Genomic DNA, 12,308 nt, shown 5'->3' on the forward strand with positions numbered 1-12,308 from the left:
GTCACGGCCGGCACGACGCCGGCTGGGAGACGAACACCATGATGCGACGCGTGCTGCAGCCGCTATGGTTCTTCCTCGCTTTGATCTTCCTGATCGAAGCGTGGCTGTGGGATCATCTCGAACCGGTCGTCGCGCGCATCGTTGCAGCGATACCGCTGCGCGCATTCAAGGAATGGCTGGCCGCGCGAATCGCGCGGCTGTCGCCAATGTTGACGCTGGTCGTGTTTGTTGTTCCGGCGATTCTGCTGTTTCCGTTGAAACTGGCCGGCGCCTGGCTGCTTATGCATCAGTATTGGATCAGCGCTTTCACGCTCATCGTATTCAGCAAGTTTCTCGGCGTCGGCGTCGCCGCGTTCATCTTCGATGTGACACGGCCGAAGCTGTTGCAGATGAACTGGTTTCGGAAGCTCTACGAATTCGTTCTCGACATCCGCCGCCGGGCCGGCGAATTGGTCGCGCCTGTGACGGCAAGAATCAAGGCGACGATGGCGATGTTCCGCTCCAATTCATCGTCGCGTTGGATGCGGCTGGTACAACGGCTGCGTCATCGGGCGCATTCGGCGCGGTAGACCGAACGGGAGAGCAACTTGGCTGAACTGGCACGCATCCAAACTCCCCTTCTCGATATTGCTTATGAACATAGCGGACCGAATGACGGCCTACCCGTCCTGCTGATGCATGGTTTTCCCTATGACATCAGAGGCTATGACGACGCGGTCGACATCATCAACACCGCCGGCTTCCGCACCATCGTGCCCTATCTGCGCGGCTATGGGCCGACGCGGTTTCTTTCCAGCGCGACCATCCGCTCGGGGCAACAGGCTGCGCTCGGACAGGATCTGCTGGAGCTGATGGACGCGCTGCGTATCGGCAAGGCTGTTGTCGCAGGCTATGACTGGGGCGGCCGCGCGGCCTGTGTCGTCTCGGCGCTATGGCCCGAACGCGTACACGGCGTCGTCAGTTGCACCGGCTACAACATCCAGGACCTGACGAATGCGGCGCGGCCAGCCGCTCCCGAGCAGGAAGCGCGACAGTGGTATCAGTATTATTTCCATACCGAACGCGGCCGCAACGGCCTGATCCAGAACCGCGACGCACTAGCCAAATTGCTCTGGAAGATGTGGTCGCCCAGCTGGGCGTTCGACGACGCCACATTCGAGCGCTCGGCCTCGGCCTTCGACGACGATGACTTCGTCGATGTGGTCGTGCACTCTTATATGCACCGTACCGGCAGCATCGCCGGCGATCCGAATTATGCTTTTCTGGAGACCCAGCTTGCGACGCAGCCGAAGATCGATGTCCCGACTATCGTTCTGCACGGCGCTGACGACGGCATTGGACCCGTAAAGAATTCCGAGAATCACGGCCAGTATTTTACGGGCCCTTATGAGCGCCGCGTCATCGCGGGCGTTGGCCACAATGTACCGCAGGAAGCGCCCAAGGCCTTTGCCGAAGCGGTCCTGCAGCTATGCCGGACCGCTTCGGCTTAAGTCATTACATGAGATGAACCGCATGCGGCGCGAACAGGCCGATCGCGGTAAAGGCGACGCCGGCAATCGCCAGTGCACCTGATACCCAGGCCAGCGCGATCATGCCGGTGATGATCGTGGCCGACGCCAGCACGATGCCGATCTGGAATGCGGCGGAGGCCACTTCATAGTGATGATAACGCGCCATTGCGAGGTCGCGCGCATGCTCGGCTTCCTTGGCACGGGCGGCGAGCTGTTCGGAGCCTTCGCCGGTCTCCGGCTCGGAGCGATAACGATCCGCGGTCTTCTTCCAGTCGTCGATCTGCTTGGATAGTGCGGCCTTGGCGGCATCGTCACCCATCAGGCCGAGGCTGAGCCTGGCCTGGTCCGACGTCGCCTGAACGACGGTGCGGCGGATGCTTTTGGCCTGGAAGAACGCCCAGAGATTGGATGCCTCGACGTTCTTGCTGATAGATTCGGTTTGCGCACCCTTGCCGAGGGTTTCCGAGAACGCCAGAAACAGCGCGATCACGGCAATCAGCAGTGCAATATTCTTGTTCGAGCCGGACGCATGCTCGGCATGCTCCGCGTGCTCCATACTTTCGTGCGCACCCATCGTAATCCCCTCCGGTTGGTCGATGTGTCGATTTGACCGAACCGCGGCGACTTCGCAAGGGGCAGCTCATGACACTTCTACTACAGCTGGGGTTTGCCTGGCCCTACGCTCGCGGGTGTGCGGTCTTGTAGACTTCGAACAGCCGCTCGGTGTCGATGCCGGTATAGATCTGTGTGGTCGACAGCGAGGCGTGGCCGAGCAATTCCTGGATCGCGCGGAGGTCACCACCGCGGGTCAGCAGATGGGTGGCAAAGGAATGGCGCAGCGCGTGCGGCGTGGCGCTGTCGGGCAGGCCGAGCGCGCCACGCATCCGCTCCATGGTCAACTGGATGATCCGAGGGCTGAGCGGGCCGCCGCGCGCGCCGACGAACATCGGGCCATCGGCAGGGAGCGGATGCGGACACTGCGCGGCGTAGTCGGCGATGAGCTCCAGCACATTATGCAGCACCGGCACCATACGGGTCTTGTTACCCTTGCCGTTGACGATCAGCACATCGCCCGCGCCGGCTGCCGGCACGTCGCGGCGCTTCAGGCCAAGTGCTTCGGAGATACGCAAGCCGGACCCGTAGAGTAGCGCCATCACCGCGGCATCGCGCGCCCAGATCCACGGATCGCGATTTTCGCCCGCGCGCTCATCCGCATCGGCGAGGCGCTTGGCCGAGACCATCTGCAACGGTTTCGGCAGGCTCTTGCCGATTTTCGGCGCGCGAACCGCGGACAACGCACCGACGTTGCCCTTGCCTTCGCGCTCTAGAAAACGACCGAATGACCGTAGACCGGCCAGCGCGCGCATCAGCGAGCGGCCGCCGATATCATCGCCGCGCCGCGCCGCCATGAAGGCACGGACATCGCTGGTCTCCAGCTTGGCGAAACGTGGCAGCGAGACGAGCGCGCCCCAGTGTTCGGCGAGAAATGTCAGAAACTGCCGGACGTCCCGCGCATAAGCCTCCAGCGTCTTTGGCGACAGCCGCCGCTCGGCGCGAAGATGTGACAGCCACCGCGTCATCTGCAGCGAGACGTCGGCATCCGCACAGATGAGGTCGATCGGCGCCGGCCCACCTGATTTGGCTTCGGCTGGTTTCTTGTCGGAAAGCTTGGCCATCGGGATGCCTTGCAGTTCGCGGTACGCGTACGGGCGGAGATTATCACACCCTGCTCGTTTCACTTTGGTGAACCGCCGGCATCGTCAATCCGGGAACCGCTTCAGGGGCTCCGCGACCCCGGCCGGGAGGCCTGTTCGCGCTGCATTCATGGCCATGGCCAGGAAGGTGTAATAGCCATTGATCCCGAGCAGATCGATGACGCCCTGCTCGCCGAATTTGGCGACGGCCTTGTTCCAGGTCGGATCACTCACGCGTTTGGTGCGCTGGATCTCGATCGACATGTCGTAGGCGGCCTCTTCGTCCTCGGCCATGCCAACAGGACGCCGGCCATCGGCAATCGCATCGGCTATGTCGTTGCGCAGGCCGGCCTTGATCGCGATGTCATGATGCGCAACCCACTCGTATTGCTGGGTCCATTCGCGTGCGGTGATCAAGATGATCATTTCGCTGAGTCGCGGCGCCAGTACGCTCTTGAACCTGAGATGATCGCCCATCGCCTTGGCGCGGAGCATCACTTCCGGGCTGCGAATTAGCGGCACGAAGGGGCCTCGGACTTCATAGCCCCGGCCGCCGGAGAACTCCTCGGCAGCTTTCTTCTGCGCTTCGGTGTATTTGTCGGCCGGGATCGGCGGCATCCGGTCCTGCGCCAGCGCAGGTATCGCGACGGCAGAAAACATGACGAATGAGGCGATTGCCCCGGCGAGCCTGTGGCCCATGAAGGGTCTCCCTTTGGCTTATTGTTTTTGTTTCATTGTCGTGGCGGCCCATCGGTCATAAGACCGGGCCACACGGCCGGCACTGGTCCGGCCCGCACCGCGAGCTTAGGTTAGCGGATACCCCATTTCGAGTCTGATTCGGCCGATGGACGAAGCTGCGCGCACCAAAACATCGTCTGGCGTCGTTGACGTGCTGGTGCCGGTCGCGCTGAACCAGGCTTATTCCTATCGCGTGCCTCGTGGCCTCGATCTGCAGCCCGGCGATGTCGTCAGCGTGCCACTCGGCGCCCGCGAGGTGATCGGCGTGGTCTGGGCAGAAAACACCAATCCCGATCCGCGGCTGCACAATCGCCTGAAAGAGGTTGGCGAGAAATTCGATGTCCCCCCGCTGAAGCAGGAATTGCGCAGCCTGGTCGACTGGGTGGCGAATTACACTTTGTCCGCGCGCGGCATGGTTATGAAGATGACTCTGCGGATGGGCGAGCACCTCGGCCCGGAGCGGGTGCGCATGGGCGTCCGCCTGGTCGGCGAAGTGCCCAAGCGCATGACCTCGGCACGCGCACGGCTGATTGAGATCCTGTCGGACGGCCTGCTGCACGCGAAATCCGAAGCCGCCAAGGAAGCCGGCGTCAGCGCCGGCGTGATCGACGGCCTCGTCGATGAGGGCACGCTTGCGATTGAAGCCATACCCCGCGCGCTGCCGCCGCCGGCGCCTGATCCCACCTTCGCCGAACCGGACTTTTCAGACGATCAGGCCGTCGCGGCCGAAGCGATGCGGACCTTCGCCGCCAAGGGGGATTTTCACGCCGCCCTGCTCGACGGTGTCACCGGCTCCGGCAAGACCGAGGTGTATTTCGAGGCGGTTGCCGAGGTGATCAAGCGCGGCGAACAGGTGCTGATCCTGATGCCCGAAATAGCGCTGACGGGGCAATTCCTCGAGCGCTTCTCAAAACGCTTCGGCGTGCGGCCGCTGGAGTGGCATTCCGAACTGACACCGCGCACCCGCGCCCGCAACTGGGCGTCGATCGCCAATGGCGAGGCCCATGTCATCGTCGGCGCCCGCTCGGCACTGTTTCTGCCCTATGCGAAACTCGGCCTGATCATCGTCGATGAAGAGCATGACCAAGCCTACAAGCAGGACGAAGGCGCGCATTACCACGCCCGTGACATGGCGGTGGTGCGCGCATCGATTGCGAAAATCCCCATCGTGCTCGCTTCTGCCACGCCATCGGTCGAGTCCGAGGTCAACGCGCGCAAGGGACGCTATCAGCGCATCGCGCTGCCTTCGCGCTTTGGCGGCCAGCACATGCCGCATATCGAAGCCATCGACCTGCGCCGCGAAGGGCCGATGCGCGGCCGCTTCATCGCACCGCGCCTCGCCGAGAAAATCCAGATCGCCATCGAGCGCAAGGAACAGGCGCTGCTGTTCCTCAATCGCCGCGGCTATGCGCCGCTGACGTTATGCCGCGGCTGCGGACACCGGTTTGCCTGCACCATCTGCGATGCCTGGCTGGTCGATCATCGCTTTCGCCAGCGGCTTGTCTGTCACCACTGCGGCTTCTCGATGCATCGTCCGCATCAATGCCCGCATTGCCAGGCCGAGGAATCGCTGGTGGCTGTCGGCCCGGGCGTCGAGCGCTTGCAGGAGGAAGCGGCGAGCCTGTTTCCGGATGCACGCACCATGGTGCTGTCGAGCGACCTTATTACGTCGATCGATGCGATGCGCACGGAACTGGCCGAAATCGCCGAAGGCCGTGTCGATGTCATCATCGGCACGCAACTCGTGGCCAAGGGTCATAACTTCCCGCGGCTCAATCTGGTCGGCGTCATCGACGCCGATCTGGGCCTCGGTAATGGCGATCCGCGCGCCGCGGAGCGCACCTATCAGATGCTCAATCAGGTCATCGGCCGCGCCGGACGTGAACAGGGCCGCGGCGTCGGCTATCTGCAGACCCATCAGCCGGAACATCCGGTGATGAAGGCGTTGATCGCAAACGATCGCGAAGCGTTTTATGCCAGCGAGATCGAGGCGCGCGAGCGCGCGGGCTATCCGCCCTTCGGACGGCTGGCGAGCCTGATCATCTCAGGCGGCGACCGGCCAACCACGGAGGGCTACGCGCGCAAGCTCGCCGCCGTGGCGCCGATCGACGAGCGCATCATGGTGCTCGGCCCCGCCGAAGCACCGCTCGCCGTGATCAAAGGTCGCTATCGCTTCCGACTGCTGGTGAAGTCGGCGCGCAATGTCGACCTGTCGCACTATCTCCGCGACTGGCTGGCGCACGGCCCAAAGCCTACAGGCAACCTAAAGCTCGAAGTCGATGTCGATCCGCAGAGCTTTCTTTGAGCTTCGTCATTCCGGAAGGCTCACTCTTGTGAGCGAACCTGGAATGACGGTGTGAATTGACAACGCAAAAACAGAAAAAGCCTGCTGTCTTTTGATGACAGCAGGCTCTTTTACTCAACGCTTACTCTACTCAATACACACACAACGCTACTGAACTTGGAAGATCAGGGACGCGACGCGTTTGTCTTGCTTACATGACTTCCGCAACGACACGGCCGACACCACGACCGGTCAGACCGATCGCGCTCGCTGCGCCCTTGGACAGGTCGAGCACCCGGCCACGGATGAACGGGCCGCGATCGTTGACGGTGACGACAACGCTGCGACCGCCGTGGGTGACGCGGAGCTTGGTGCCGAACGGCAGCGAACGATGCGCGGCGGTCATCGCATTCTGATTGAAGCGCTGACCCGACGCAGTGCGGCTGCCGGACTCATTGCCGTAATAGGACGCAACACCCGAGAAGCTGCGGCCGCCGGTCGAAGGCGCGATCGACGCATTGGCATCGAACAGCGACGGCGAAGCCTTGGCGACGTAATGGTGCTTGTGGTGATGGCGATGGTGCCGGGATTTGGCCGAAGCCTCAGAAACCGTTCCCCCGAGAACAAGAGCGGCAGTCATGACAGCGATTGCCGTACGCGGCCGGGCGATAGCGCCCAGCGTCGATTTTCCGTAACGCAGCATAAGTTGTTGTCCCTCAGACAGTATTGCCACAAATGTGGCAAGTGGACCCCCGTCCCAATTTCATTGGCTGAGCGTTTGACGACGTAATGAGGCGTAAAATAGGCAACGCAATCGTTCCATCACCAGATGAAATATCTTGTGATGGAACAGAACATGCCTAATGAGCCGATTTAATGAATTTTTAACTATTAAATATACTGCATATTACATAACTATACTGAATAGCTAAGTGATCGCCGTGCATGGATAGCATTCGATAAGTAAATGTTAAGCAGTCCGAAACGGTGACATAAACGCGCACGCCGCGCTGCCCCGCGATTTCAATTGCCGCCTCACCGTACTCGACGTTGCGTGATTCAAAAGAATCGGCACCGTGTACCGTCATGCGGAATAAGAAATTCCGCCTCGGAGATGGACGATGAAACACTCCGTCAGCGACCCGATTGGCGCGTCACATCTCCCTGAAATGATTCTTTGCGAGGGCCTGCGACAAGGCATCATCAAACGCTTTCGTCGCGTTGCACCAGCGCGCGGGCTATGTTAGCAAAGCCGCGATTTGAACGGGTCACGACATTTTGTTGCGACCTAAAAATCGAAGTCCCGCTTGAATTCCAAGGACTTGGATCGCTAGGCGCCACATTCAGGCGATAGTTATTCCCTTGCGAGTTTGACAGCCTGAAGAGCGCAATTCGTGGCAACACAAGATCCGTCGGTTTCGGGAATGTCCGGTCGTTACGCAACGGCTCTGTTTGAGCTGGCGCGTGACGAAAAGTCCGTCGATGCGGTGAAGGCCGATCTCGACAAATTCGCAGCGATGCTGGCCGACAGCGCCGACTTGGCGCGACTGGTTCGCAGCCCGGTGTTCTCTGCCGAGATTCAGGGCAAGGCCCTCGCTTCGGTTCTGGAGAAAGCCGGAATTACCGGCATCATCGCCAACTTCCTCAAGGTCCTCACCGCCAACCGCCGCCTCTTCGCCATTGGTGACGTGGCGCGCGGCTTCAATGCGCTGGTCGCCAAGTTTAAGGGCGAAGCTACGGCTGACGTCACCGTCGCCGAGCCGCTCAGTGACAAGAATCTCGACGCTCTCAAGACCGCGCTGAAGTCAGTGACGGGCAAGGACGTCGCGCTCAACGTGAAAGTCGATCCGTCCATCATCGGCGGGCTTGTCGTCAAGCTCGGCAGCCGCATGGTGGACAGCTCGCTTCGCACCAAACTCAACTCGATCAAGCACTCGATGAAAGAGGCAGGCTGATGGACATCCGCGCCGCAGAAATTTCCGCGATCCTCAAAGACCAGATCAAGAATTTCGGCCAGGAAGCTGAAGTTTCTGAAGTCGGACAGGTGTTGTCCGTCGGCGACGGCATTGCCCGCGTCTACGGCCTCGACAACGTCCAGGCCGGCGAAATGGTCGAATTCGAGAACGGCACCCGCGGTATGGCGCTGAACCTCGAAACCGACAACGTCGGCGTCGTTATTTTCGGCGCTGACCGCGAAATTAAGGAAGGCCAGACTGTTAAGCGCACCCGTTCGATCGTGGACGCGCCGGTTGGTAAGGGTCTGCTCGGCCGCGTGGTCGACGCGCTCGGCAATCCGATCGATGGCAAGGGTCCGATCCAGGCCGACAAGCGTATGCGCGTCGACGTCAAGGCACCGGGCATCATTCCGCGCAAGTCGGTCAACGAGCCGATGGCAACCGGCCTGAAGTCGGTCGACGCTCTGATCCCGGTCGGCCGTGGCCAGCGCGAGCTGATCATCGGTGACCGTCAGACCGGCAAGACCGCAATCGCGCTCGACACCATTCTGAACCAGAAGTCGCTGAACGTTGCTGGCGCTCCCGAGAGCCAGAAGCTGTACTGCGTGTACGTCGCCGTTGGTCAGAAGCGTTCGACCGTCGCCCAATTCGTGAAGGTGCTCGAAGAGCAGGGCGCGATGGAATACTCCGTCGTCGTCGCCGCGACCGCTTCAGATCCGGCTCCGATGCAGTACATCGCGCCGTTCACCGGCTGCACGATCGGCGAATTCTTCCGCGACAACGGCATGCACGCCGTCATCATCTATGACGATCTTTCGAAGCAGGCCGTTGCTTACCGCCAGATGTCGCTGCTGCTGCGCCGTCCGCCAGGCCGCGAAGCCTATCCGGGCGACGTGTTCTATCTTCACTCGCGTCTGCTCGAACGCGCTGCGAAGCTCAATGATTCCCAGGGCAATGGTTCGCTGACGGCGCTGCCGGTCATCGAAACCCAGGCCAACGACGTGTCCGCCTACATTCCGACCAACGTGATTTCGATCACTGACGGTCAGATCTTCCTTGAAACCGACCTGTTCTTCCAGGGCATCCGTCCTGCCGTGAACGTCGGTCTGTCCGTGTCGCGCGTCGGCTCCGCCGCGCAGACCAAGGCGATGAAGAAGGTCGCCGGCAAGATCAAGGGTGAGCTCGCGCAGTACCGCGAAATGGCGGCCTTTGCGCAGTTCGGCTCCGACCTCGACGCGTCGACCCAGCGCCTGCTGAACCGCGGCGCGCGTCTGACCGAACTCCTGAAGCAGCCGCAGTTCTCGCCGCTGAAGATGGAAGAGCAGGTTTGCGTGATCTGGGCCGGCACCAACGGCTATCTCGACACTCTGCCGATCGCCAAGGTTCGGGGCTTCGAAGACGGTCTTCTGTCGCTGCTGCGCGGCAAGAACGTTGAGATCCTCAACGCGATCCGCGACAGCCGCGATCTCAAGGATGACGTCGCCGCCCAGCTCAAGGCCGTCGTCGAAGGCTTCGCGAAGACCTACGCTGCTTAATACTGTCAATGAATGGCCGGCTCCTGCCGGCCATTCGCGTTGATGTCCGGCACGAGGTCGGGCGTTTCGAACGAGAGGTTCGCGATCGGCCAAACGGCCAGATCGCCGGGGTGGACTGAGAATGGCCTCACTTAAAGACATGCGCGTCCGCATCGCCTCGACCAAGGCGACGCAGAAGATCACCAAGGCGATGCAGATGGTCGCAGCGTCGAAGCTGCGTCGTGCGCAGACCGCTGCCGAAGCTGCACGTCCTTACGCCGAGAAGATGGATACCGTGATCGCCAGCATTGCCGGCGCTACAACGGCAGGCTCCGGCCCGGCGCTGCTCGTCGGCACCGGCAAGGATCAGGTTCATCTGCTGCTGGTCTGCACCGGCGAGCGTGGCCTGTGCGGCGCTTTCAATTCCTCGATCGTCCGTCTGGCGCGCGAACGCGCACTGGCGCTGATGAACCAAGGCAAGACGGTCAAATTCTTCTGCGTCGGCCGCAAGGGCTACGAGCAATTGCGCCGTAACTTCGACAAGCAGATCGTCGGTCATCTCGAACTGCGTTCGGTGCGTCAGCTCGGCTTCGTCAATGCCAACGACATCGCCAAGAAGGTTCTCGAACTCTTCAGCACTGGCGAATTCGACGTCTGCACGCTGTTCTATTCCCGCTTCAAGTCGGTGATCGCGCAAATCCCGACCGCCCAGCAGATCATTCCCTTGGTGGTCGAGGCGCCTAAAGCCGATGCCGGCCCAACGCCGAGCTACGACTACGAGCCGGCCGAAGATGAGATCCTCGACGGCCTGCTGCCGCGCAATCTTGCGGTGCAGATCTTCCGCGCTCTGCTCGAGAACAACGCTTCGTTCTATGGCGCGCAGATGAGCTCGATGGACAACGCTACGCGCAACGCCGGCGACATGATCCGCAAGCAGACATTGATCTACAACCGCACCCGCCAGGCGATGATTACGAAGGAGCTGATCGAAATCATCTCCGGCGCCGAGGCGATCTAACAACAACCTTCCGGCCTCATGGGCCGCCGTTCAAGTTTCGGACTTCCGAGTCCTTGAAGTTTATGGAGAAGTTTTCATGGCCGCATCCGCCAACCAGACCGGACGTATCACCCAGGTCATCGGCGCCGTCGTCGACGTGCAGTTCGAAGGCTACCTGCCCGCAATTCTGAACGCGATCGAAACCAAGAACGGTGGCAACCGCCTGGTTCTCGAAGTCGCCCAGCATCTCGGCGAATCGACGGTCCGCACCATCGCGATGGACACCACCGAAGGTCTGGTCCGCGGTCAGGAAGTCACCGACACTGGCTCGCCGATCCAGGTTCCCGTTGGCGTCGGCACCCTCGGCCGTATCATGAACGTGATCGGCGAGCCGATCGATGAAGGCGGTCCGATCGCTTCGGAAGGCAACCGCGCTATCCATCAGGAAGCGCCGATGTATACTGAGCAGTCCACCGAGGCTGAAATTCTCGTCACCGGCATCAAGGTCGTCGATCTGCTCGCGCCTTACGCCAAGGGCGGCAAGATCGGCCTGTTCGGCGGCGCCGGCGTCGGCAAGACGGTTCTCATTCAGGAACTGATCAATAACGTCGCGAAGGCGCACGGCGGCAACTCGGTGTTCGCCGGCGTCGGCGAGCGTACCCGCGAAGGTAACGATCTCTATCACGAGTTCATCGAGTCCAAGGTGAACGCCGATCCGCACAATCCGGATCCGGCCGTGAAGTCGAAGTGCGCTCTCGTGTTCGGCCAGATGAACGAGCCTCCGGGCGCCCGCATGCGCGTTGCTCTGTCCGGTCTGACCGTCGCCGAGCACTTCCGCGATCAGGGCCAGGACGTGCTGTTCTTTATCGACAACATCTTCCGCTTCACCCAGGCAGGTTCGGAAGTGTCGGCGCTGCTCGGCCGCATTCCTTCGGCGGTGGGTTATCAGCCAACGCTCGCGACCGACATGGGCGCGCTGCAGGAGCGTATCACCACCACGCATAAGGGTTCGATCACCTCGGTGCAGGCCATCTACGTTCCGGCTGACGACTTGACCGATCCGGCGCCTGCTACCTCGTTCGCCCATTTGGACGCGACGACCGTGCTCAACCGTGCGATTTCGGAAAAGGGCATCTACCCCGCAGTGGATCCGCTCGACTCCACCTCGCGCATGCTGTCCCCGCTGATCGTCGGCCAGGAGCACTACGAGACCGCGCGTATGGTTCAGCAGGTGCTGCAGAAGTACAAGTCGCTGCAGGACATCATCGCCATTCTCGGCATGGACGAACTGTCGGAAGAGGACAAGCTGGCCGTGGCCCGCGCCCGCAAGATCGAGCGCTTCCTGTCGCAGCCGTTCTTCGTCGCTGAAATCTTCACGGGTTCGCCGGGCAAGTTCGTCGAGCTCGCCGATACCATCAAGGGTTTCCGCGCGATCTGCGAAGGCAAGTACGATCATCTGCCGGAAGCCGCCTTCTACATGGTCGGTGCGATCGAAGAAGCCGTCGAGAAGGGCAAGAAGCTGGCTGCGGAAGCGGCATAAAGTTCTTACCCTCCCCCCGCGCGAAGCAAAGCTTCGCTAGGCGGGGAGGGTCGGCGCATTTGCGCCGGGGTGGGG

11 protein-coding genes are annotated in these 12,308 nt (G+C 61.5%); 7 read left to right on the top strand and 4 right to left on the bottom strand.

The window, feature by feature from the left end; all coding sequences use genetic code 11:
* The first annotated feature begins 38 nt into the window (after window positions 1-38).
* Both AB8B02_RS24345 and AB8B02_RS24350 read left to right on the top strand, forming a co-directional pair.
* Window positions 39-569 carry a hypothetical protein gene (locus AB8B02_RS24345; RefSeq protein WP_231078684.1) on the top strand — a complete coding sequence of 177 codons (531 nt, stop codon included), beginning with the start codon at window positions 39-41 and terminating at the stop codon, window positions 567-569.
* 27 nt (window positions 570-596) lie between these two features.
* A complete protein-coding gene (locus AB8B02_RS24350; protein ID WP_439065936.1) occupies window positions 597-1,490 on the top strand; it encodes an alpha/beta fold hydrolase in 894 nt (297 codons plus the stop codon).
* A gap of 4 nt (window positions 1,491-1,494) precedes the next feature.
* Here the strand turns inward: AB8B02_RS24350 and AB8B02_RS24355 are convergent, their stop codons facing one another.
* The 3 genes from AB8B02_RS24355 to AB8B02_RS24365 form a co-directional block, all read right to left on the bottom strand.
* Complete coding sequence (locus AB8B02_RS24355; RefSeq protein ID WP_068730131.1) at window positions 1,495-2,085, bottom strand: DUF4337 domain-containing protein; 591 nt, start codon at window positions 2,083-2,085, stop codon at window positions 1,495-1,497.
* Between the two features lie 103 nt (window positions 2,086-2,188).
* Window positions 2,189-3,187: a tyrosine recombinase XerC gene (locus tag AB8B02_RS24360; protein WP_439065383.1), complete on the bottom strand. Its 999-nt coding sequence runs from the start codon at window positions 3,185-3,187 to the stop codon at window positions 2,189-2,191.
* Window positions 3,188-3,271: 84 nt separating this feature from the next.
* Window positions 3,272-3,904: a carboxymuconolactone decarboxylase family protein gene (locus tag AB8B02_RS24365; protein ID WP_439065384.1), complete on the bottom strand. Its 633-nt coding sequence runs from the start codon at window positions 3,902-3,904 to the stop codon at window positions 3,272-3,274.
* A gap of 145 nt (window positions 3,905-4,049) precedes the next feature.
* Here AB8B02_RS24365 and AB8B02_RS24370 point away from each other — a divergent pair, with 145 nt between their 5' ends.
* Window positions 4,050-6,248 carry a primosomal protein N' gene (locus AB8B02_RS24370; RefSeq protein ID WP_439065385.1) on the top strand — a complete coding sequence of 733 codons (2,199 nt, stop codon included), beginning with the start codon at window positions 4,050-4,052 and terminating at the stop codon, window positions 6,246-6,248.
* Between the two features lie 190 nt (window positions 6,249-6,438).
* Here AB8B02_RS24370 and AB8B02_RS24375 read toward each other — a convergent pair whose 3' ends face one another.
* Entirely contained in the window at window positions 6,439-6,930 is a 492-nt protein-coding gene (locus tag AB8B02_RS24375; protein ID WP_439065386.1) for a septal ring lytic transglycosylase RlpA family protein, read from the bottom strand.
* A 691-nt stretch (window positions 6,931-7,621) separates the two neighbouring features.
* On the opposite strand from AB8B02_RS24375, the gene AB8B02_RS24380 reads away from it, so the two are divergent.
* The 4 genes from AB8B02_RS24380 (at window position 7,622) to atpD (ending at window position 12,233) form a co-directional block, all read left to right on the top strand.
* The gene (locus AB8B02_RS24380; RefSeq protein WP_439065387.1) at window positions 7,622-8,182 is read left to right on the top strand and encodes a F0F1 ATP synthase subunit delta; all 561 of its coding nucleotides are present in this window, start codon (window positions 7,622-7,624) and stop codon (window positions 8,180-8,182) included.
* Window positions 8,182-9,717 carry a F0F1 ATP synthase subunit alpha gene (gene atpA, locus AB8B02_RS24385; RefSeq protein ID WP_068730144.1) on the top strand — a complete coding sequence of 512 codons (1,536 nt, stop codon included), beginning with the start codon at window positions 8,182-8,184 and terminating at the stop codon, window positions 9,715-9,717. The genes AB8B02_RS24380 and atpA overlap by 1 nt, the downstream gene beginning before the upstream one ends.
* Before the next feature lie 121 nt (window positions 9,718-9,838).
* On the top strand, window positions 9,839-10,714 hold the full coding sequence (locus AB8B02_RS24390; protein WP_439065388.1) for a F0F1 ATP synthase subunit gamma: 876 nt from the start codon (window positions 9,839-9,841) through the stop codon (window positions 10,712-10,714).
* A 76-nt stretch (window positions 10,715-10,790) separates the two neighbouring features.
* Window positions 10,791-12,233, top strand: coding sequence for a F0F1 ATP synthase subunit beta (gene atpD / locus AB8B02_RS24395; RefSeq protein WP_089263243.1), 1,443 nt, complete (start codon window positions 10,791-10,793; stop codon window positions 12,231-12,233).
* The last annotated feature ends 75 nt before the right edge of the window (window positions 12,234-12,308 follow it).

The sequence above is a fragment of the Tardiphaga sp. 862_B3_N4_1 genome (assembly GCF_051811085.1).
Classification (GTDB): Bacteria; Pseudomonadota; Alphaproteobacteria; order Rhizobiales; family Xanthobacteraceae; genus Tardiphaga; species Tardiphaga robiniae.